Origin of the sequence: Alicyclobacillus acidoterrestris, assembly GCF_022674245.1 — a bacterium.
Classification (GTDB): Bacteria; Bacillota; Bacilli; order Alicyclobacillales; family Alicyclobacillaceae; genus Alicyclobacillus; species Alicyclobacillus acidoterrestris.
On record NZ_CP080467.1, the window covers coordinates 1,390,001 to 1,412,500 of the forward strand.

Here is a 22,500-nt window from a genome sequence, read left to right on the forward strand (position 1 = left end):
GAAGAAGAGGTTGTTCCATAGTTCAGGAGCGAGGGAAGTATAAAGCACAGCGGAAGCGAAGCAAAGGGAAGCGAAGAGTTGAACCTGAGCGAAGCAGAAGCGTGTCTGGTGATAATGGCGGAGGGGAAACACCCGTACCCATCCCGAACACGGACGTGAAGACCTCCAGCGCCGAGGATACTTGGAGGGAGACCTCCTGGGAAAGTAGGACGTTGCCAGGCGAGAGAGAAGAGAAGGGCCCTGAGGGGAACGCTGAGAAGCGGGACCTTGGGGCTCTTTTTGTGTTGGGGGTGGGGGATTCGGGCTGGGAAGGCACTTGGCTGGCCTGATGGCAGCTGGCGGGATGTCTTAATAAGACGGATCAACTGAAAAGCCGCCGGATAAGGTTGAAAAAATACCCTATTCGGCACCTTGGGCTGCGATTTGCGGTGATTTTGCGGGCATAAGGTAAAATTCATGCGCTAAGTGGCCCGAATCTGCTGTAATGTCACAAATAAGGTAGAAAACGTGCACTATGCTGCCGGGTCGGGGGCGAGGGCTCCGGTTTGAGACCCGGACAGTCTCCGAAGCCAATGTGCGGCTCCCTGTCACCCACCTGAATGTCCTAATAAGACATATCAACTGAAAAGCCGCGGGATAAGGTCGAAAAAATCACTAGCGTTGCATTAAACTCGTTTGCAAATGTCAAGCGTGGCAATTCGTCTCTCCGTGATATAGAACAGAATATTCAGACCTATCGTTTTGACCTAGATGGACTAAAAAGCCATAGTTCCCTTAACAAGTTGCCCAAATCCCACATTTTGGCTATCAGATTGGGTCGTACACCATACTCTCTAAGTGCTCAATCTCTTCGTCTATGTACTGCTGTAACGTCATTGCGAAGATTTCTTCTGTCTTCACCTTCTTTCGCCCAGTTGATGCTCTTGTGGGTGGCCGGCTTAAATAACACCGAAACTCTGTGAAGGGCTCTGACCAATGCCATCGTACACATTTGTAGACATCGAGCAGTCTTCCCGGATGTTTGACCCTCAACCGCAACAACACGAGTAAACAGAAGGTAATCAATGCAATGCGCAATTGGTTGTAGACCGCATTTTCGCTCTTCCCATAGAATTTCTTTACATGCAGGTGTTGCTTAATCCATTTGAAGAAGAGTTCGATCTGCCAACGATTCCTATACAAATCACAAATCTCTGTTGCATCCATCGTTAAATCGTTTGTGAGTATCATGATTCTTCGTCCATCACTGTCCAGTACTTCGAGCCAGCGCGTTGGATGAACCATATTCCGGAACTTCGAACCCAGCCGTATGACTGCATCTCGAACAACGAGTGAATCTTGTGCCACAGGTCGCTCTTCATACACTTCCATGATGCTGGCATTCTCCCGAAGTCGTGTGACAAAGCGTGTTCCATTCAGGATATACTCGTCAAATTTCTGATAATCGACGTAACCACGGTCGAATACGTTGAGTGCATCTGGCTCATTGACCACCAGATTGTCCATTTGAGTCCTATCCGCTGGTTTGGCAGGCGTCAGAATCTCCTTATCCGGATACGCCAGGTCATTCTCAAATACGAGGCGCAGGTGCAGTTTCACACCTGCCTTTGTCTGCCTAAATTCTGCCCACGGATATTGAGAGACGCACATCGTGATGGTCGAAGCGTCAATCAAGTTCATCCGCTTTAATGCCTGTGTGGCCTTCTTTGCCCCGACAGTACGGGCAATTTGCGCAACACATCGTTGGAAAACGGACGATGGAAACTTCGTGTCCATCTGTCTCAATTTACGGGACAACTGTGATGTGCTGATCGACTCGAGACCAAGTTCAGCCTGTAGTTGTTGATTCTCGTTCAACAAGGCACTCAGACTGGTTAAGGAGTCGATTTGCTGCAACTGGGCAAACACAAGCAATTGGAGAAACGTGATGGAATCGAGTTTCTTCGTGTACCTATCCAGACCAAGTGTTTTAATCTCACGCAACATTTCCACTGGATTCAGTGGAGAAAGGTATTCCGCCAATGTGGATTTTATGATATGCTTGCCCATGTGCGTCCTTAGATTAGATTTGGACAGGGCAACCTGTTCTTTCTATTCTAAGGATTTTTTATGTCCTTGAGGTTACAACATCTTGAACATTCGAATCCTTCTGTTCGGTTTTAATTAGCCTCCCCTCTTGACAAACCCTAAAAATTTTAATGCAACGCTAGTGCGAAAAAATACCCTATTCGCTACCTGGGCCGTGATTTGCGGTGATTTTGCGGGCATAAGGTAGAATTCGTGCACTAAATGCCCCGAATCTGCTGCGATGTCACAAATAGGGTAGAAAACGTGCACTATGCTGCCTGGTTTCCGGCACGGGCCCGGCTGCCGACCCATCACCCAAGCCTCATCGTCTCCGAAGCCCCATACGCCCCCTGGCACCCGCATACATGTCCTAATAAGACATATCAACTGAAAGGCCGCCGGATAAGGTCGAAAAAATACCCTATTTGCCACCCTGGGCCGCGATTTCCACCGATTTTCCGGGCATAAGGTAGAGTTCATGCACTAAATGCCCCGAATCTGCTGCAATGTCACAAATAAGGCAGAAAACGTGCACTATTCGACCGCGACCTGCTCCCAGCCCTACCCCGCGCCCCACTCCCGCGGCTCCCGCCACAACCGCCACCCTACGCCCGGAATGACGTCGGGGGTGTTGGCGTGTCGCCATTTTGGATGAGGACTTGGGTGCCGATAGGGATGGTGTCGTACAATTTTTGCAGGGCGGCACTTGGAATCTCGATGCAGCCAAGTGAATCGGCGGAGCCGATGCGGTGTTCGTCGTTGGTGCCGTGCAGCGCGTAGCTACTTTCGTTGAGTGGGAAGATGTATTGTCCATAGACGCCGGTTGCGTGATTGACTTTGCGCTCAGAGACGGTGAAGTCGCCTGTTGGAGTGGGATCGTTCGTATTGCCGATTCCGACTGGCGTGTGCAGTACGGTTTTGCCGTTGAGCTGCAGGGACAAGGTGCGTTTTTGCAGGTTGATGTAGACGACAGGTTTGATAAATGGCACGGGTTGGGATGTGCCGTTGGTGATGGCGGTGGACGGATCGGCAACGGGAACGTAGGGAATACTGGACAAGTTGATGCTAGACGGTACCATTCCCTCAAGGGCTGTGAGTTTTGCAGGCGGCTGATTGGCGTGTGTAGCGAGATAGTATTGATAGGCCGTGCGCACGACATTGAGTTGAGCGGCTGAAATGCTTGGTTGTGAGACGACGTCGTCGACAGGTTGTCCAGATGACGTATTGGCCGTGCTGGGCAACAGGTAGATGGTAAACTGGTTGTTGCCATGGCTCACGGCGTACCCTATGGGAACGGTGTTGTCGAGAAGCTCGTAAGCAGCTTCTGGTGTCATGGAGGCCGTATCCACTGTATGGACAATCGCGTCTGAGTCTTCACTTGGAACGTGAATCGTCCCCGCAAACTGGAATGTAGGGAGTTGCGCAATATGCTGGATGGTGTTTTGGTACGTTTCTTCGATGTTGGTCGTGGTGACTCGGTGCAGATAACGGTGCAAACCGTACAGGAGTGGTAGGGAAAGCAACACGAGGCCGACCAGCAGCCAGGGTAACCATTTGGTGCGAGATCGCCGCTGGCTTGAAACGGGATATGTTTTGGCGCGTTCTTGATAGAAATGGCGCAGTTTTTTGTAGTCCCAGTACTTATCAATCATCGCCAAGGTTTCGTCATACGTCAGTAAGGGCGCGAGTCGACGGTGCAGCGCGAAGGACTCCTTATGGCGCAAGAGGGAGAGGTACAGTGCTTTTGCTTGTTTATATTGACCGGCGCGGACAAGCAGTTTTGCCTCGTGAATCGGTGAACTTGGCGTGTATGCACCATAGCGCATAGCCTTTAGTTCGTATTGGCTATCGCTGTCATGGATGAACACACCGGGTTTTAGTTGTCGTAAGCCAGGCGTTGATTTCGTCATCTATCATCGGCCTTTCTGAAATAGTGCACCAGGTGGGTCATTTTGTGCGGGTACATGGCTGGACAAACTGGTGTCTGTGGTTGATACGTATGATGTAGCGAGCAATTGTAGACGTAACTGCGGGGTGCTAGGTGACTACCCTATCGCATCAAGTGCTAGACGACGGGAATGCCGACGTGTAGTATATGAAACAATTGAGCGTACGCTGTCGTAATTGCAGGGATGGAACTGAATCAGGTAATGGAATCCATGTTCGATGAAGGTGTCCGCACGCGAGTTGTGTTTGAGTGCATGTGCGTGTGGACTTAATAGGGAAATCGGTGCAAATCCGATGCGGTCCCGCCACTGTGATGGGGAGCGCTGGCAACTGCCACTGGGTGTCAAGCCTGGGAAGGGTGCTGGGGCGCGATGAACCTGAGCCAGGAGACCTGCCTTCTTTCGAAAACACCGTTAACCTACGGTCGATAGGAAGGTGTTTGTGGGGCGGCTATCGTCTTTTACAAGCACTCTCATTCGCTGATGAAGGAGTGCTTTTTGTGTTGGGGTTGGTTGTGACCATGGCGTCTATGAAATAGCGATTTGTGGTGTAAGTGCATCGCGTGCGTGAAACACGAGAGGGGGCAAAGCCATGGCGAAAGCTGTCATGGTCGTGGGGACGGCTTCGAATGTCGGCAAGAGTGTACTGTGCACCGCGATATGTCGCATTCTGTATCAAGACGGGTACCGCGTGGCGCCGTTTAAGTCGCAGAACATGTCCCTCAATTCGGCGGTGACGCCGTCGGGGAGGGAAATCGGTCGGGCGCAGGCCGTGCAGGCAGCCGCGTGTGGGTTGCAGCCGAATGAGCATATGAATCCCGTATTGCTCAAACCTACGGGTAAAGACCGATCCCAAGTGGTGCTGCAAGGCCGCGTGTACGATACGACGTCGGCGCGGGCGTATTATCGCGACAGGCTTGGAGAGATTTGGGCATCTGTGGTGGAAAGCTATACATACTTGGCTGAGCGGCACGACGTCATTGTCATCGAAGGGGCTGGCAGTCCCGTTGAGATGAACCTGAAAGATACGGAAATTGCCAATATGCGCACGGCTCAAATGGCCGACGCGGATGTACTGTTGGTGGCCGATATTGACCGGGGCGGCATTTTTGCTTCACTGGTCGGGACGATGCAGTTGCTCACGCCGGAAGAGCGCAGTCGTGTAAAGGGGATTATCGTCAACAAGTTCCGGGGAGACAAAGCTTTGTTCGACGACGGGGTGCGGCTCTTGGAATCGTACACAGGCGTGCCGGTTCTTGGCGTTATCCCTTACGTAGACGATATCGGCATTGAGGAAGAGGATTCGATGGGCATCGGGGGAGAGCGTTATCGTCGCGTGTCGTCGCACACTTCGGACGCTTTGCGGGTTTCCATTGTCCAACTGCCGCACATCTCGAATTTCACAGATTTCGATCCGCTTTTTCTCGAACCCGGCATTGACGCGGCTTTTTGTCAGACCCCCGAGGAAATCGGCGAGTCGCATGCCGTCATTCTGCCTGGCACCAAGAATACGATGGACGATTTGGCGTGGCTCCACGAAACCGGGTGGGCTGCGGCGATTCGGGCGGTTGCCGAGCGCGGTGCGTTTGTGTTCGGCGTCTGCGGCGGCTATCAAATGTTAGGGCAAGCTGTGTATGATCCCGACGGCCAGGAGTCGACGACCAGCGCGCAAGAAGGTCTTGGCATGTTGCCGGTAGAGACGACGATGGCGCGAGAGAAATCGACGGTATTGGTACAGGGCTACGCAGCACAGGGTGATGATAGGATACGGCTATGTGGCTACGAGATTCACATGGGTGTGACGACGTATCTGCCGGGGGCCTCGGCTTTTGCGATGGTGCAGAGCGACGGCGAGCAGGCGTTGCGACCAGATGGCGCGATCGCGCTTGACGGACGCGTCGTTGGGACATATCTACATGGTATCTTTGATAATGACGACTTTCGCAATCAATGGATGTCTTCCGTTTGTCAGGCGTTTGGGCTCAATCTCCAAGAAACGGCACACAGCATGGTTGATTTGCGGACTGCCGCGTACGACCAATTGGCAAATGTGGTACGCCAGCATCTCGATTTGCGGCCGGTGTATGCGAGCATTGGTCAACCAGGTGGGGTGCGGGTATGACGGTCATCCTGTTCGACGTTTGGTCAGGATCTCAGCGTGATAAGGGAGTGGATCATATTGAGGATTTATACGCGCGGTGGGGATAAAGGAAAGACGGCGCTGATTGGTGGGATTCGCCGATACAAGAACGACTTGCGGGTTGAGGCGTATGGGACGGTAGACGAGGCGGGATCGTTTATAGGATTGGCGGCAAGCCATCTCACGCAGGAGGGGCACGAGGATATCGCCGCGCTACTCCTCGACATTCAGCAGACATTATGGGATGTGGGGGCGGACTTGGCAGCCGTCAATAGTGAAAAGTACACGTTTCGCACGCCGGAAGACGCCGCAGCCACGCTTGAACCCATTATCGATAGGTATAAAGAAGAGGCGGACGCCATCAAGAAGTTCGTTCTTCGCGGTGGCAGTATCGGATCCGCCTATTTGCACGTGGCCTGCACAGTCGTCCGCCGAGCAGAGCGCAGAACGGTGGCATTGATGCAGGTGGAAGACATTCATGCGCCGACGCTCAAATATTTGAATCGGTTGTCTGACTTGTTGTTTGTGCTCGCCCGCGCAGTCAACGCGCGCAATGAACAACCGGATGTCGCGTACGAGCACAGTGCGGATGTATTTCGTTGAACATGGCAACCTAACACAGACCCCACTGTGTGTCTGGAGGTGTGTGTGATGCCGCTGCTTGAAATCAATATCGTTCCGGTCGGTACGAATACGTCAAGTTTCAGCTCGCACGTCGGGCAAGCGCTGCGGTTGATTGAGAAACGGGGACTGAAGTATCAGGTGACCCCGACTTCGACCGTCATTGAGGGAGAATTGGCCGATTTGATGGATGTCGCGAAAGAGATCCACGAAGAAGCGCTTGCAGGTGCGACGCGGGTGGTCACGAATATGACGATTGACCAGCGTATGGATAAACCGATGACCATGGAACAAAGTGTCGAAAGTGCACAGGAGTCATTGCAGTAAGCTTCGACTTCTTGATGCGTGGTGGCCGTCCTTGGCGCAGTATCTGCGGCTTAGGGCGGCCTCTTTGGTTTGCTTCGCAACGTTTGGTGCTGCGGCATTGAGGGATGGGTGTGCGGAAATCTAAATCCGCGTTACAATGGGACGAGGTGATACGGATGAACCGGCTTATCAAACGATACACGAGTGGTTGATGGAAACACAGCTATCGATGTTGAACGAGGGTGTCTAAGACGTGAACGAAATTTACGCCATTGCACGGAAAATTGCAGATGCGGGTGGACGGCTGTACCTTGTCGGAGGTGCGGTGCGTGACGCCTATATGGGCCGGGCAGCGACGGATAGCGATTACTGCGTTACAGGGCTTCGGGCTGAAACGTTCCAGGAATTGTTTCCAGACGCGTTTGTCGCCGGTGCGGCGTTTGCTGTGTTCCGAATGACAGTGGGCGATGCGGTGACGGAATTTGCGTTGGCGAGGATGGAGCGCAAGGTCGGTCAGGGCCACAAAGGATTTGAGGTCGTATCGACACCGGAGGTAACGATTGAGCAGGATTTATATCGTCGCGATTTGACGGTCAACGCCATGGCAGTCGACGTGTTGACAGAAGAGATGTTTGACCCATACGGTGGCCGCCAGGATATTGACCAAGGGGTGATTCGGGCGGTGTCCGCGGCATTTTCGGAAGATCCCTTGCGGGTGTATCGCGCGGCACGGTTTGCGGCACAGCTGAACTTCACGATTGCAGATGACACGCTTCTGATGATGCGAAAACTGCGTGAGGAACTGACGTCGCTGAGCCCTGAGCGCGTGTTTGTGGAACTCAAGCGCGCTTTGGCGTCCGACAAGCCGTCACTTTTCTTTCGGTGGCTGCAGCGCGCAGGCGTGCTCGATGTCCACTTCAAGGAGGTTGCCGCGCTGGAGGGTGTTGAGCAGCCGTTGAAGTGGCACCCGGAAGGTGACGCCTTCGAACACACGATGCAGGTTCTCGATGCTGCCGCAGCGTTGACGACGCGTGAAGAAGTGCGTTTTGCGGCGCTGGTTCACGATGTCGGCAAGGCGCGCACACCTCGTCACAAATGGCCTGCGCACCACGGGCATGAGGTGGCTGGTGTGCCACTGGTCAAACACCTTTGCGCACGTCTGCGACTGCCCACGCACTGGACACAAGCGGCCTTATTTGCAACAGAGCAACATATGAAGATTCACGTGTTAGATAAGATGAAGTGTACGAAAGTCGTCGATCTCCTCACAGACGCCCATCGCACACCGCTTGGCGTCGACGGTTTCTCCATTATCGGAATGGCCGACGACAGGGGACGCAACAATCCGAATGCCCATAGCCCGAACGCAGAATCGATGCCTGATTACTGGCGCGTGATTCAGTCGGTTTCGGGGAAGTCATTGAATACGGGCGCCACGGGTAAGGAATTTGGCGAAGCGCTGCGGGAAGCTCGGGCGACAGCGCTGCACCAGGCCCGTAAGGGAGGATTACCGTGAAGACGGATATTGAGATTGCTCAATCGATTCAGATGCGCGCCATAGCCGACATCGCGAATCGGCTGCACTTAGACGAAGCCGATTGGGAGCCATATGGCAGGTATAAGGCGAAGCTAGATTTGTCTCTTCTTCATCGGCCTCGTCAACAACAAGGCAAACTCGTATTGGTGACAGGGATGAGTCCGACGCCTGCAGGCGAGGGGAAATCAACGGTTACGGTCGGCCTTGGCCAAGCCTTACATCAACTGAACAAGAACGCGATTGTGTGTATTCGGGAACCGTCGCTCGGTCCGAATTTTGGCCTGAAAGGTGGCGCGGCTGGCGGCGGCTACGCGCAGATACTGCCGATGGCCGACCTGAACTTGCATTTCACTGGGGACTTTCACGCCATCACCACGGCCCATAATCTATTAAGTGCACTGATTGACAATCACCTTCACCAGGGGAACGCCTTGCATCTCGACCCGAAGCGCGTTGTTTGGAAGCGCGTTGTCGATCTCAACGACCGCTCACTCCGCCGCATCATCGTCGGTCTCGGAGATAACAATGGGGTGGTCCGAGAATCTGGGTTTGATATTACGGTTGCTTCCGAAATGATGGCTATTCTTTGCTTAGTCGAATCGTTTTCGGAACTCAAGGAAGCGTTGGGCGCGATTTTAATTGGCTACACGTATGACAAACAGCCTGTGACCGTTCACGACTTGGGCGCCGAAGGCGCACTGGCCGTCCTCCTAAAGGATGCTATCCGCCCCAATCTCGTACAGACCCTAGAAGGCACACCGGCGATTGTCCATGGTGGGCCATTTGGCAATATTGCGCATGGTTGCAATTCGTTGATAGCTACGAAAATGGCGTTGAACCTTGGCGAGTACGTGGTGACAGAGGCTGGGTTTGGATCCGATTTGGGCGCGGAAAAGTTTTTTGACATCAAGTCGCGCAAAGGCGGCCTTCACCCAGATGCCGCTGTGATTGTCGTCACGGTGCGCGCGATGAAGTATCATGGCGGGGTTCGACGCAGCGAATTGACGCAAGAGAATCTCGAGGCAATCAAACGCGGTTTTGAGAATGTCAAACACCATGCCCGTATTGTCAGCAAATTTGGTGTGCCATTTGTGATCGCCTTAAACCGTTTTGCGGATGACACGGAAGCCGAGTTAACGTTTGTCGAACAGCTGTGTGACGAACAAGGGTTTATGGTATCGCGCACGGAAGTGTGGGCGCAGGGTGGACTCGGGGGTGTCGATTTGGCGCAAAAGGTCGTTGCACAGGTGGAATCAGGTGCAAGTAACTTTCGACCGTTGTACCCGTTGGAGGCGCCACTTGTCGATAAAATTGAGCGAGTTGCCACAGAGGTATATGAGGCAGCTGGCGTTGTGTTCAGCGATGTGGCGAGAAGACAATTGGCGGAATGCGAGGCGAACGGCTGGGGGAATTTGGCCGTTTGTATCGCGAAGACGCCGTATTCCTTTTCAGACGACGCAACGTTGCGTGGACAGGTCAGCGGTTTTCAGATCACCGTTCGCGAGGTGCGCGCCTCACTGGGTGCCGGCTTTATTGTCTGTTTGACAGGCGATATTATGACGATGCCAGGGCTTCCGAAGATACCGAATGCGCTGAAAATCGATATCGACGAGCAGGGGACCATCACTGGCTTGTTTTAAGTCATTGTGGGGTTATTGCGTGGATGGTTGCTCAAAGGGCGCTTGATGTGCATGTAGAAGGGATTGGTGCCCAACCATGTTTCTCTTTGAATCGATAAAAAACGAGCCATTAGCGTATCGGATGCGTCCGCGCACGCTAGATGAGGTAATAGGACAGAAACACCTCCTTGCACCTGGCAGGTTTATTCATCGTATGGTGAAGGCCAAGCGGCCCGTGTCGATTTTGCTGTACGGACCGCCTGGAACGGGTAAGACGACCATCGCAAATGCCTTGGCCAACACCTTAAACCTCCCGTTTGCCGAACTGAATGCGGTGGATGCCGGCCAGAAGGACGTTGAGAAAATTGTTGCCGATGCGAAGATGCAAGGCACGACGATTTTGTTTCTCGATGAAATTCATCGCTTCAATAAGAAACAGCAGGATTATCTTTTGCCATATACCGAGAGTGGGCTCATTACGCTGGTCGCTGCGACCACGGCGAATCCATTTCACGACGTCAACCCGGCTGTGCGCAGCCGATGTCAAATACTTGAACTGAAGTCGCTGGAACCAAGTGATATCGAACAAGGTATCGAGCGTGCGCTGGCTGACGCGGAGCGGGGCCTTGGCAAATACTCAGTGCGCTTAGATTCGGAAGCCTTGCGCCATTTCGCCGAGGCGTCTGGTGGCGATATGCGAAAGGCGCTCAATGCGGTTGAAATCGCGGTATTGTCGACAGATCCGGACGACGACGGAACGATTCACATCACGGTCGAGATCGCAGTCGAGTGTCTGCAAAAAAAGAGTCTGTCTTCGGACAAAAATGGCGATGGTCACTACGATTTGCTCAGTGCGTTTCACAAAAGCCTGCGCGGCAGTGATGTCGATGCGGCACTACACTACTTGGCGCGCTTGATTCAATCAGGCGATCTCATCGGCCTCTCCCGCCGCATTCTCTGTGTTGCGGACGAAGATGTTGGGTTGGCGTTTCCCGCTGCGACATCGCACGCCATCGCCGCGATTGAGTCCGCGGAGCGACTTGGCTTTCCGGAGGCGCAGTTGCCGCTGAGCAAAATTGTGATGGAGCTGTGTTTGTTGCCGAAGTCCAATTCGGTGACCACTGCGATCGGTCGTGCGATGCAAGATGTGGAGACAAAACACGTCGGCGATATTCCCGTTCATTTAAAAGACGCGCATTACGCCAGCGCCAAGAAGTTGGGGCGCGGTGTCGACTACAAGTATCCGCACAATTACCCGGAAGGCTTGGTCGAACAGCAGTATTTACCCGATGCCTTGGTCGGCACGCAGTATTATCACCCGAAAGGGTTGGGCCAGGAGAAGCAGTTCGCCGAGCGCTATGCGTATATCCGCAGCGGCGGCAAAGCGAAGCCGAAATCTGATTGAATCGATTTGGAGAGACGGTTGTGGGGGAGTGCAGCGCAAAGAGGTCGTCACCGTTCGGGGAGACGACCTCTTTGTTTTTGTGCTGTGTAAATCACTTCATGTCGACGCCTAGCTTGTCGAGAATGAAGGCGTAGTGTTCCGCTGCCTCTTTGAGGTGGTTGAATCGCCCCGATGCGCCGAAGTGTCCTGCCCCCATGTTTGTTTTGAGCAGCAGCGTGTTGTCGTCAGTTTTGGTCGCCCGCAGCCGCGCAACCCACTTCGCCGGTTCCCAGTAAGCGACACGTGGATCATTCAGGCCGGTTGTGACGAGCATGTGCGGGTACGCTTTCGCTTCGACATTGTCATATGGACTGTAAGATAACATGTAGTCGTAGTACGTCTTGTCTGCCGGGTTGCCCCATTCATCCCATTCTAAGCTGGTCAGCGGGATCGACGCGTCGAGCATGGTCGTCACGACGTCGACAAACGGCACCGCTGGCGTAATGACTTTGAATAAGTGCCCGGCCATATTCGCCACGGCCCCTACTAAGAGACCGCCCGCACTCCCGCCGCGTGCCGCCATTTTATCCGCTGTCGTGTAGCCGCGCGCGATGAGGTCTTCAGCCACTGCAATGAAATCGGTGAACGTGTTTCGTTTGTTTAACAACTTGCCATCTTCATACCAATCGTGGCCCATTTCTGACCCGCCGCGAACTTGCGCCGTGACAAACACGATGCCTGAATCGAGGAAGGGGAGGCGCGTCGCATCGAAATGGGGATCACTTGTGATGCCGTATGATCCGTATCCCGAGAGAATCAACGGAGCGGGGCCGTTCGCGAAGGCATCCTTCCTATAGACGACGGTCATCGGTACGCGGACCCCGTCCGGCGCGGTCGCGAAGAGGCGTTCCTGGCGATACGCCTCCGGCGTAAATTCACCAGCGACGGGCGCCACTTGCAGGGGCGTCTTCGAATTTGTATCGAGGTGATACAAATAGGTGGTCCTTGGCGTCAGATAGGACTCGTACTCGATGAGCACTTCGGTCGTGTCGTAGCTCAGGTTGTGTCCCATGGCAACGGTATACAAAGGTTCATCCCAGTCAAGGCGCGTGAGGCTTCCGTCGCGGTACACCCATAATGCCGTCAGGCCGTCTTCGCGTCCGCTGATGATAAGCGCCTCCTTGAATGGATACACTGCCTGGAGATAGCGCGACTTGTCGTAGGAAAAGAGCTCTGTTCGCCCACTTGGTGCCAAATCGTCGGTCGGGCAGCGCCAGAGGTGAAAGTTTGTCGCACCTTCGTTTGAGAGGATGAGAAAATCCTCGCCCCAGTGTTCGACTTCGTAGAGGATTCCCGCGCGTCGCTCGTCAACGACTTGGAGGGATCCCGTTTTCGCATCTGCAGCGATAAAGTGGACTTCACTCGTCGTTTTGGTCGACGACGTAAGGAATAGGTAGCGTCCGCTGCGCGACTTTGCGAGGCTGAGTGTAAACGTGATATCCGTCTCTTCGTACAACAATTCGTCTTGACCCGTGTGCCCGATTTGGTGACGCCACAGGCGATAGGGGCGCTGACTCTCATCCACGGTCAGATAGTACAGAAACTCGCCAGTTCTGTCCCATTCCACGCTTTCGTAAATAAACACGTTTTCTATCTTTTCGGGCAGCATCTCACCGGTTTCGATATCGCGCACGCACAGCGTGTATTTGTCCGTGCCATCGCGATTCTCAAGGTACGCTAAATGGCGGTGATCCGGGCTGATACGCAGAACTGTGACACTGAGATATTCGCCGTCTCTGGCCAGCGCGTTGACATCGAGCACAATCTCCTCGGAGGCTGTGGCTAATTCATCCCGAGAGGTTGCGCGTTTGCGCACGTAAATCGGGTACTGCAAATTCTTGTCCATTTTTTTGTAGTAATAGTAGGGCCCGCGTACCGCTGGGACATCGTTTTCCGCTTCCGGAATCCGTGCGACCATCTGTTCGTAAATTTTATCTGCCAGTGGCGCAAGTGGCCTCATGTGCGCGTCGTAGTACTGATTTTCTGCTTCAAGGTATTGGATGACTTCAGGGTTCTCGCGTTCTCTCAACCAGTAGTAGTCGTCCGGGCGCACATGGTCGTGCAAGACGTGCGGATGGGGAATGCGCTTTGCCTTTGGGGGTTGCATGTGGGATCCTCCTTCTTATGTATCGGATGGCACAAAGACGTGATGGATTGTGCGCACAGGGCGAACACAACCCGTCGCGTGTCAGTTCGATGATTCAATCAGGATAGCAGGTATGGGGCGGAAAATTCAAACACGCCTCACCACGAGTGTTTCACCCGATTGCGCAAAGCCTCAGGAGACGAAGTCCTGTGTGTCTTGTGCCCATGGATATATCTGGGCTATCGGGGATTGTCCTTTTTGTAGCCCCGGTGGGTAATACACCACCAACAGCGCCGGCTGCGGTGTTGGACCTAGATGCGGCGCATCGGGATAGATGTGCCATGGCAGAAGTTCAATGACACTGTGTTTTTCGAGCGCACTCGGGTTTAAAGATAGGTGGTTCAATGCATCGCCGAAGACTTGTGTTTGCGTTCCGATCTCGCCGATGAGCCGCGCACGGTCGGCACGCCGCACCGTTTTCTGCCACCAGACTTTGTGTGGCCGTACTCGATGCTGCAAGAGAAAGTCGTAAATCATATAGGCGTTGGCCGCTTGTCGTTGCGCAGGTTCGCAGGTGGTTTCGAGAAATTCATCAAGTCGGGTATACAAGTCGTCGAGCTGATGTCCAATGGTATCCCAGCCACGTTTTTGCCAGTAGTCGCCGAAAGCTTGGAAAAAATCAAAGGGCGATGCAAACACGTGTCGTGTCAGATAGCGAACCGTATGACGCACCTTGCCCTCGTTCCAATATTTCTCGAGTACATCTTCGACTTGCTTCATTCGAAGCACATCGTCATACGATAGCACGCGGTTTGAAAATATTTCGTACGGCGCGTGATCCATGTACACGTAGCCAAATTCGGCAGCTCGTGCGCGCATACCGGTGCCGCGCAGCATTTTCAGGAATCCCAACTGCAACTCGTCTGGTTCGAACGCAAACACGTCGTTGAAGGTCATCTTGAACGACTCGTAATCTTCCTCGGGCAGTCCAGCAATCAGGTCGAGGTGCTGCACGATGTTGCCGCAATCCTTGATTGCGAGAATCGTATCGCGCAGGCGGGCGAAATTTTGACGGCGTTTGACGAGTTGATTGGTGAGGTCGTTGGTTGACTGCACGCCGATTTCAAACCGAAATAGCCCTTCTGGGGCATTTTCTCTGAGGAACTCGACGATGTCTTTGTGCAGGATGTCGCCAGTTATCTCGAATTGGAAGACGGTATTGCCTCTGTGTTCGATGAGAAACGAAAACAATTCAAGGGCATATTTGCGGTGTAGGTTAAATGTCCGGTCGACAAATTTAATGATTCGGATACCTTCGTCGATGAGTCGTTTGAGGTCAGTTTTCACGCGTTCCATCGGGAAGTAACGAACGCCAGATTCGATAGAAGACAAGCAAAACTGACAGGAGAACGGACAACCGCGGCTGGTCTCGTAGTAGACGATTCGATGCTTTAACGATTGGATGTCCGTGAGATCTTGATACGGACTTGGAATCTCTGCAAGTGGTTGTTGCACCCGTGCGGGGGTGAGATGGATGTGCTCGCCCTCACGATAGGCGATACCGCGGATGTTGGCCATACTGTCGCGCCTTGAGAAGGCGCATAGCAGTTCGTGAAATGTCGATTCCCCTTCACCACGGACAATTACGTCGATATCCGGGCAACGCTTCATCCAATATTTCGTGTCGTACGATACTTCTGGACCGCCCAGGACGATGATGGTTTTGGGCAGTACTTTTTTGAGCATCGTGAGGATGGGCAACGTCTGCTCGACGTTCCAGATATATACGGAGAAACCGATGACGTCTGGTTTTTTTGCATACAAGTCAGCGACGATTTTTGTCGCAGGCTCTTTGATGGTGTATTCGCGGATGCACGTGTTGGGGAAGTCTCGTTCGACATAAGCTTTTAAGTAGCGCAGCGCAAGCGAAGAGTGAATATATTTGGCGTTTAGTGTGGCTAATACGACGTTCATCGGCGTGCTCCTTTCGGATACGAGAATCGCTGATAGGGAACGTAATCGGAAAAATGAAATCTCTGTTTATAGGGTAAACGAGTGTGTGCGCCTGTAAACCCTGTGGATGCGGGAGAATAAAAAAGCGGACAGCTGCGAGCACGCTGTCCGAAGTAGGTTTGTGTAGGATCGAGTATATCGGCTCGTCTCTTCTGTTGTATGGAGAATTTGTGGAGTATTGTATGTTTATCGGTGGCATCGTCGTCGTCGATGCGACTTGGTGGTATGATGAATTGGACAGGCCCGTGATGCATTTGGGCGATTGGTTACGGTAGATAGAATCGATTCGCATTGATTGGACTGCCGACACAGCGCAAACATGCAAAAGTGAGGTATGAATGGAGAATATGCATGACCAATGCACGTATTGTCTCGATTACGCACTTGGTGAGCTGCACGACGAACTGTGTCGCAAGCGATTTGAGCGGCATCTTCCTACTTGTTTCACCTGTCAGGCAGATTTGATTGAATATCGGCAAATTCTCCGCGACTTACAACGTCCACCAAGCGAGGCGAATGAGCCAGCAGGTCAGGCGATAAATACAAATTTATGTAATTTTCCAAAAGGGGACCAGCCGCTTCCTTTCCCTGGACGCGCAATCACTTGGATGTCCAGACGTTTTGCAGTGCTGTCCGTTCCAGCGACAGCAGTCATCTTGACTATCGTCGCTTTGCTGCATATCCATCACTTTGTCCACTTTGAAGCCATCGGTGACTCGGCATGGGCACATATCTCCCACTCTGTACGGAATGGGGGATGGCACCTCCGCAATGATATACACCGCATCTAGGTCCAACGGTTGTTTCGCTCCAAAAAAACATATTTAAATCATAGCTGGGATATTCGGTGATTGCGATGGACTGCCGTGGCCAAGGAGGCCGTTCAGAGGATACGGGGCGTGTGCGGGGGACTACGTACCGTGGTCATATTATCCGCGGCTTGGAGGACGCACCAGACAACCTTTTGTACCGTCAGATTTATTTAGATACGGTACAACTTGCACATCTTGTCATGGAGTTTCCGGAGGTTGATTCGAATCGCATCGGTGTCGTGGGGTGGTCGCAAGGCGGTGCGCTGGCTGTCGTTTGTGCCGCATTGGAACCGCGGATTCGGAGGTGCGCTGCCGTCTACCCATTTCTCGGCGACTATCGGCGGGCCTGGGAAATGGATTTGGGTGGCTGTTTGGAGGAGATTGTGCCGTTTTTTCGAAACCATGATCCGCAGCACCTACGGGAAGATGAAATCTTCACACGGCTTGGCTATATTGACATTCAGCACTTGGCGCCGCGCATTCGCGGACAAGTCATGTGGGGGATGGGGCTGATGGATACCGTGTGCCCACCATCGACGCAATTTGCCGCGTATAACAAGATTATGGCGGAGAAACAATTGGAGTTGTTCCCGGATTTCGGGCACGAGTCGCTGCCTGGAATGTCTGATAAAATTCTTCAATTTATGCTTAGGCTCTAGGACTTTAGGCCGAATCGCGCGTCGTTTCGAATGACAATCCAGCCGCGAATCCCTTTACACGTGTCGCCATTGTCTCGTGTCCCACTTGCAAATTCATCAAAACCGTATATAATCAAAGTTAGTCAAAGTCAATTTGACATCAAAAAGGTCAAAGAAAGTTAAAGTCAACAACGAATGTGAATATGACGAAGGAGGTCTTGAAACATGCGTTGTGATATTTGTAAAGAACATCAGGCGAACACAGAAGTTCGCGTCAATGTGAATGGACACAAAAATGCATTACATGTATGTGCCGAATGTTTTGGAAAACTTCGAGCTTCTTATAAATCGCCTGTGAATATGGGACCATTTGGCGGGTTTCCGTCGATGGACGATATGTTTGAAATGCTTTCTGGCATTGCGCCTGCAGCACAGGAGATGCCTATGCAACCAGGCGGTGCTCGCAAAGGTGGCGGCGGTTTCCTCGATGAATACGGGCGAAACTTGACCGATTGGGCGAAGGAAGGCCGGATCGATCCGGTGATTGGCCGCGACAAGGAAATTGCCCGCGTGATTGAAATTCTCAATCGGCGCAATAAAAACAATCCTGTCCTGATTGGCGAACCGGGCGTCGGGAAGACGGCTATCGCAGAAGGATTGGCGTTGCGCATTGTGGAGGGGGACGTGCCGGCCAAGTTGCGAGACAAGCAGGTTTATAACTTGGACGTTTCGTCGCTTGTGGCGGACACGGGAATCCGCGGACAATTTGAAGAGCGAATGAACCATTTGATTCGAGAATTGCAATCTCGCCCGGAAGTCATCTTGTTCATCGACGAGATTCATTTGCTGGTCGGAGCCGGACAAGCGCAGGGGTCCATGGATGCCGGCAACATCCTAAAACCTGCACTGGCCCGCGGCGACATTCAGGTGATTGGCGCCACGACGCTGAAAGAGTATCGCCAGATTGAGAAGGATGCGGCTCTGGAGCGGCGTTTCCAACCGGTGACGGTCGACGAGCCGACGGTTGACGAAGCGATTCAAATTCTCCAGGGTATCCGACCGAAGTATGAAGCTTATCACCAGGTGCGTTATACGGATGAGGCGATTGCCGCATGTGTGACGCTGTCGAACCGCTATATCTCCGACCGCTATCTGCCTGATAAGGCGATCGATTTGTTGGATGAGGCGGGATCGAAAGCGAACTTGCGCATTGGCGATAATCAGCAGGAAGATTTGCGGGCGCAACTCGACAAGGTCGTGCGGGACAAACAGGCGGCCACGGAGGTCGAAGCATACGAACGCGCTGCTGCGTTGCACAAGGAAGAAATGCGCCTACGCGATCTCATCGCCCACACCCCAGCCGCAACCAATACGGTCGAGGTGACACTGCGCGATATTCAGGCGATTGTCGAGGAGAAGACGGGGATACCTGTGCAAAAGATTCAAGCGTCTGAGCAGAGCAAACTGCGCGATTTGGAGAAGGAGTTGGCGAGCCGCGTCATCGGGCAAGCGGAAGCTGTCCAGAAAGTGGCCAAGGCGGTGCGCCGCAGCCGGACTGGCCTGCGCAAAGGCGATCGGCCGATTGGGTCCTTCCTCTTTGTCGGCCCAACGGGTGTCGGTAAGACGGAATTGGCGAAGAGCCTTGCCTTGACCTTATTCGGCAGCAAGGACGCCATGATTCGTCTCGACATGAGTGAATATATGGAGAAGCACTCGGTGTCGAAACTCATTGGGTCGCCTCCGGGCTATGTCGGCTACGACGAAGCCGGTCAGTTGACAGAACAGGTGCGGCGCAATCCGTATAGTTTGATTCTGCTTGACGAGATCGAAAAGGCGCACCCGGACGTTCAGCACATGTTCTTGCAAATCATGGAGGACGGCCGTTTGACAGACAGTCAGGGGCGGACAGTGAGCTTTAAGGATACGATTCTGATTATGACGAGCAACGCGGGGGTCGGCGACAAGAAGGTGACGATGGGCTTCAACGTTCAGGAGGACGCAACGGCAAGCACAGAGACCCAGATTGGACACTTGTCGGCCTATTTTAAGCCGGAGTTCCTCAATCGCTTTGACGCAATCGTTGACTTTGCGCCATTGACGAAATCTGATCTGAAGCAGATTGTCGGACTGTTCCTGAACGACTTGAAGGACGTCCTTCAGGCGCAGGGTGTTGCACTGTCTTGGACGGATGCGGCGGTAGCGAAACTTGGCGAGCTCGGGTATCATCCACTCCTTGGTGCACGGCCGTTGCGCCGGGTCATCCAAGACCAAGTGGAAGATCAGATTGCGGATGTCCTTGTTGACACCCCAGATGCAACGGCACTCGTCGTCGATGTGGACGACGATGCGACAGACGGAACTGACCGCACGCGCGCTTCGCGTATTGTCGTGCGAACGGTAGAGAACAACGGATAATGTTCAACCTGCGCTGATATCCGGACAAAATGGATGTTGTGTAGCAGAGGCCTGGCAGTTGTCGATGCCAGGCCTTCGTTTTATGTACAGTTCGTTATGCACCAGTGACGAGGTCCTGACCCTTTCGTCAGCACACCGTCGTACTGGAGCGTGGTGGCCTTTGGATTCTACACGTTGTTCGATCCCGCCAGCCATGTAACCATCTCCGAAACAAATACGCTCCAAAGAACTCGCTCCAAAAAAACACTTGCGCCATGTTTCATATCATGTTATATTATCTCTCGCCGCTTCAAGCGGTGCTGCCTTCACAGCGCAGCTGTCTCGGTGGTTTTCATCGGTCAATGGATGTCGGTTTTTGCCGAATGTCGTTGGTGTACCGGAGTCATATCGGGCGATGAAATGAAACACCCACTGTTGACAACGAACGTCAGTTCGTGATATAGTACTTAGGCTGCTTCGGCAGAAGCGGCACTTGCTTGAAAGAATCACTTCGTCTGGTTCCTCGTTGAATCAGTCTTCGTGGGGCTTTCACAGCAGGTTTGGTTCCTTGAAAACTGAACACACACGCCTAAAAGTTTCGGTCGACGTGACCTTTGGTCACAGCGACGATTGAAACATATGTAACAACGCCATTTTTTGAGAGTTTGATCCTGGCTCAGGACGAACGCTGGCGGCGTGCCTAATACATGCAAGTCGAGCGAGCCCTTCGGGGCTAGCGGCGGACGGGTGAGTAACACGTGGGCAATCTGCCTTTCAGACTGGAATAACACTCGGAAACGGGTGCTAATGCCGGATAATACACAGGTAGGCATCTACTTGTGTTGAAAGATGCAACTGCATCGCTGAGAGAGGAGCCCGCGGCGCATTAGCTAGTTGGTGAGGTAACGGCTCACCAAGGCGACGATGCGTAGCCGACCTGAGAGGGTGACCGGCCACACTGGGACTGAGACACGGCCCAGACTCCTACGGGAGGCAGCAGTAGGGAATCTTCCGCAATGGGCGCAAGCCTGACGGAGCAACGCCGCGTGAGCGAAGAAGGCCTTCGGGTTGTAAAGCTCTGTTGCTCGGGGAGAGCGACAAGGAGAGTGGAAAGCTCCTTGTGAGACGGTACCGAGTGAGGAAGCCCCGGCTAACTACGTGCCAGCAGCCGCGGTAATACGTAGGGGGCAAGCGTTGTCCGGAATCACTGGGCGTAAAGCGTGCGTAGGCGGTTGTGTAAGTCTGAAGTGAAAGTCCAAGGCTCAACCTTGGGATTGCTTTGGAAACTGCATGACTTGAGTGCTGGAGAGGCAAGGGGAATTCCACGTGTAGCGGTGAAATGCGTAGATATGTGGAGGAATACCAGTGGCGAAGGCGCCTTGCTGGACAGTGACTGACGCTGAGGCACGAAAGCGTGGGGAGCAAACAGGATTAGATACCCTGGTAGTCCACGCCGTAAACGATGAGTGCTAGGTGTTGGGGGGACACACCCCAGTGCCGAAGGAAACCCAATAAGCACTCCGCCTGGGGAGTACGGTCGCAAGACTGAAACTCAAAGGAATTGACGGGGGCCCGCACAAGCAGTGGAGCATGTGGTTTAATTCGAAGCAACGCGAAGAACCTTACCAGGGCTTGACATCCCTCTGACCGGTGCAGAGATGTACCTTCCCTTCGGGGCAGAGGAGACAGGTGGTGCATGGTTGTCGTCAGCTCGTGTCGTGAGATGTTGGGTTAAGTCCCGCAACGAGCGCAACCCTTGATCTGTGTTACCAGCACGTAGAGGTGGGGACTCACAGGTGACTGCCGGCGTAAGTCGGAGGAAGGCGGGGATGACGTCAAATCATCATGCCCTTTATGTCCTGGGCTACACACGTGCTACAATGGGCGGTACAACGGGAAGCGAAGCCGCGAGGTGGAGCAAAACCTAAAAAGCCGTTCGTAGTTCGGATTGCAGGCTGCAACTCGCCTGCATGAAGCCGGAATTGCTAGTAATCGCGGATCAGCATGCCGCGGTGAATCCGTTCCCGGGCCTTGTACACACCGCCCGTCACACCACGAGAGTCGGCAACACCCGAAGTCGGTGAGGTAACCGTTATGGAGCCAGCCGCCGAAGGTGGGGTTGATGATTGGGGTGAAGTCGTAACAAGGTAGCCGTATCGGAAGGTGCGGCTGGATCACCTCCTTTCTACGGAGAAACAAGGCTTTTAGGTGTTGTGTGTTTGGTTTTGAGGGAGCCAACGTCTCATATGAGACAAGGTAAACTCAAGGCGCGTTTCCGACGGAAGTTGGAAGGCGCATGTACCTTGGCAACTGAATATGGAACAACCTCGAAATAGTAAACCGGTAACCGAAATGCGAGTAACAGGTAACAATAGCCGGATAACTGGATGAAGTGACTGGTGTAAGTCAGTCATGGAGTCGAAACGGTGAAGTTAGGAAGAGCGCACGGAGGATGCCTAGGCGCCAAGAGCCGAAGAAGGACGGGGCGAACACCGAAATGCCACGGGGAGCTGTAAGCGAGCATTGAGCCGTGGATGTCCGAATGGGGAAACCTGCTAGTGTGAAGCGCTAGTACCGTACACTGAATCCATAGGTGTACGGGGGCAACCGAGGGAACTGAAACATCTAAGTACCTCGAGGAAGAGAAAGCGAATGCGATTCCGTCAGTAGCGGCGAGCGAAAGCGGAGAAGCCTAAACCGGATGCGTGGTACAGACTGCAGTCGATGCGCATTCGGGGTCGAGGGGCTGTTGGCGGCAACCTGCAGGGAGCCAGCAGGAAGCAATCCGTAGGAGAACGGCATGGGAAGGCCGGCCATAGACGGTGAGAGCCCGGTATCCGAAACGGAATGTGGAATGTGCAACAGACCCCAAGTACT

The 22,500-nt window shown here is 53.4% G+C and carries 12 protein-coding genes, 3 rRNA genes, 1 pseudogene and 1 riboswitch (1 of these 17 running past the window's edge); of the genes and pseudogenes, 12 read left to right on the top strand and 4 right to left on the bottom strand.

Going from position 1 to position 22,500, the window contains the following annotated elements; translation table 11 throughout:
• The first annotated feature begins 104 nt into the window (after positions 1-104).
• Positions 105-221: ribosomal RNA gene (gene rrf / locus K1I37_RS06435) — 5S ribosomal RNA — on the top strand.
• Between the two features lie 586 nt (positions 222-807).
• Here rrf and K1I37_RS06440 read toward each other — a convergent pair.
• Together K1I37_RS06440 and K1I37_RS06445 are read right to left on the bottom strand one after the other, a co-directional pair.
• A complete protein-coding gene (locus K1I37_RS06440; protein ID WP_021294689.1) occupies positions 808-2,049 on the bottom strand; it encodes an IS4 family transposase in 1,242 nt (413 codons plus the stop codon).
• Positions 2,050-2,672: 623 nt separating this feature from the next.
• Complete coding sequence (locus tag K1I37_RS06445; RefSeq protein WP_021296897.1) at positions 2,673-3,977, bottom strand: L,D-transpeptidase; 1,305 nt, start codon at positions 3,975-3,977, stop codon at positions 2,673-2,675.
• Between the two features lie 243 nt (positions 3,978-4,220).
• Positions 4,221-4,427: riboswitch (cobalamin riboswitch) on the top strand.
• A 178-nt stretch (positions 4,428-4,605) separates the two neighbouring features.
• Between K1I37_RS06445 and K1I37_RS06450 the strand changes: the two genes are divergently transcribed.
• The 6 genes from K1I37_RS06450 (at position 4,606) to K1I37_RS06475 (ending at position 11,641) form a co-directional block, all read left to right on the top strand.
• Positions 4,606-6,135, top strand: coding sequence for a cobyric acid synthase (locus K1I37_RS06450; RefSeq protein WP_021296896.1), 1,530 nt, complete (start codon positions 4,606-4,608; stop codon positions 6,133-6,135).
• Between the two features lie 57 nt (positions 6,136-6,192).
• On the top strand, positions 6,193-6,756 hold the full coding sequence (locus K1I37_RS06455) for a cob(I)yrinic acid a,c-diamide adenosyltransferase (protein ID WP_021296895.1): 564 nt from the start codon (positions 6,193-6,195) through the stop codon (positions 6,754-6,756).
• A gap of 48 nt (positions 6,757-6,804) precedes the next feature.
• A complete protein-coding gene (locus K1I37_RS06460; RefSeq protein WP_021296894.1) occupies positions 6,805-7,101 on the top strand; it encodes an MTH1187 family thiamine-binding protein in 297 nt (98 codons plus the stop codon).
• 232 nt (positions 7,102-7,333) lie between these two features.
• Positions 7,334-8,596, top strand: a complete 1,263-nt coding sequence (locus K1I37_RS06465) for a tRNA nucleotidyltransferase/poly(A) polymerase-related protein (RefSeq protein WP_021296893.1) — start codon at positions 7,334-7,336, stop codon at positions 8,594-8,596.
• Positions 8,587-10,257, top strand: a complete 1,671-nt coding sequence (locus tag K1I37_RS06470; RefSeq protein ID WP_040441374.1) for a formate--tetrahydrofolate ligase — start codon at positions 8,587-8,589, stop codon at positions 10,255-10,257. Before K1I37_RS06465 ends, K1I37_RS06470 begins: the two co-directional genes overlap by 10 nt.
• A 76-nt stretch (positions 10,258-10,333) precedes the next feature.
• On the top strand, positions 10,334-11,641 hold the full coding sequence (locus K1I37_RS06475) for a replication-associated recombination protein A (protein ID WP_021296891.1): 1,308 nt from the start codon (positions 10,334-10,336) through the stop codon (positions 11,639-11,641).
• Positions 11,642-11,732: 91 nt separating this feature from the next.
• Here K1I37_RS06475 and K1I37_RS06480 read toward each other — a convergent pair whose 3' ends face one another.
• On the bottom strand, positions 11,733-13,787 hold the full coding sequence (locus K1I37_RS06480; RefSeq protein WP_021296890.1) for a S9 family peptidase: 2,055 nt from the start codon (positions 13,785-13,787) through the stop codon (positions 11,733-11,735).
• 171 nt (positions 13,788-13,958) lie between these two features.
• Positions 13,959-15,740, bottom strand: coding sequence for a B12-binding domain-containing radical SAM protein (locus K1I37_RS06485; protein WP_021296889.1), 1,782 nt, complete (start codon positions 15,738-15,740; stop codon positions 13,959-13,961).
• Between the two features lie 377 nt (positions 15,741-16,117).
• Between K1I37_RS06485 and K1I37_RS06490 the strand changes: the two genes are divergently transcribed.
• The 5 genes and pseudogenes from K1I37_RS06490 to K1I37_RS06510 form a co-directional block, all read left to right on the top strand.
• On the top strand, positions 16,118-16,570 hold the full coding sequence (locus K1I37_RS06490; RefSeq protein ID WP_021296887.1) for an anti-sigma factor: 453 nt from the start codon (positions 16,118-16,120) through the stop codon (positions 16,568-16,570).
• A gap of 47 nt (positions 16,571-16,617) precedes the next feature.
• A pseudogene (locus K1I37_RS06495) lies at positions 16,618-17,250 on the top strand (acetylxylan esterase); the annotation flags it as partial.
• Between the two features lie 204 nt (positions 17,251-17,454).
• The gene (locus K1I37_RS06500; RefSeq protein WP_242215992.1) at positions 17,455-19,644 is read left to right on the top strand and encodes an ATP-dependent Clp protease ATP-binding subunit; all 2,190 of its coding nucleotides are present in this window, start codon (positions 17,455-17,457) and stop codon (positions 19,642-19,644) included.
• A 632-nt stretch (positions 19,645-20,276) separates the two neighbouring features.
• Positions 20,277-21,808, top strand: a 16S ribosomal RNA gene (locus K1I37_RS06505).
• A 240-nt stretch (positions 21,809-22,048) separates the two neighbouring features.
• A 23S ribosomal RNA gene (locus tag K1I37_RS06510) occupies positions 22,049-22,500 on the top strand (it continues 2,492 nt past the right edge of the window).
• Together the 16S and 23S rRNA genes form the textbook arrangement of a ribosomal RNA operon.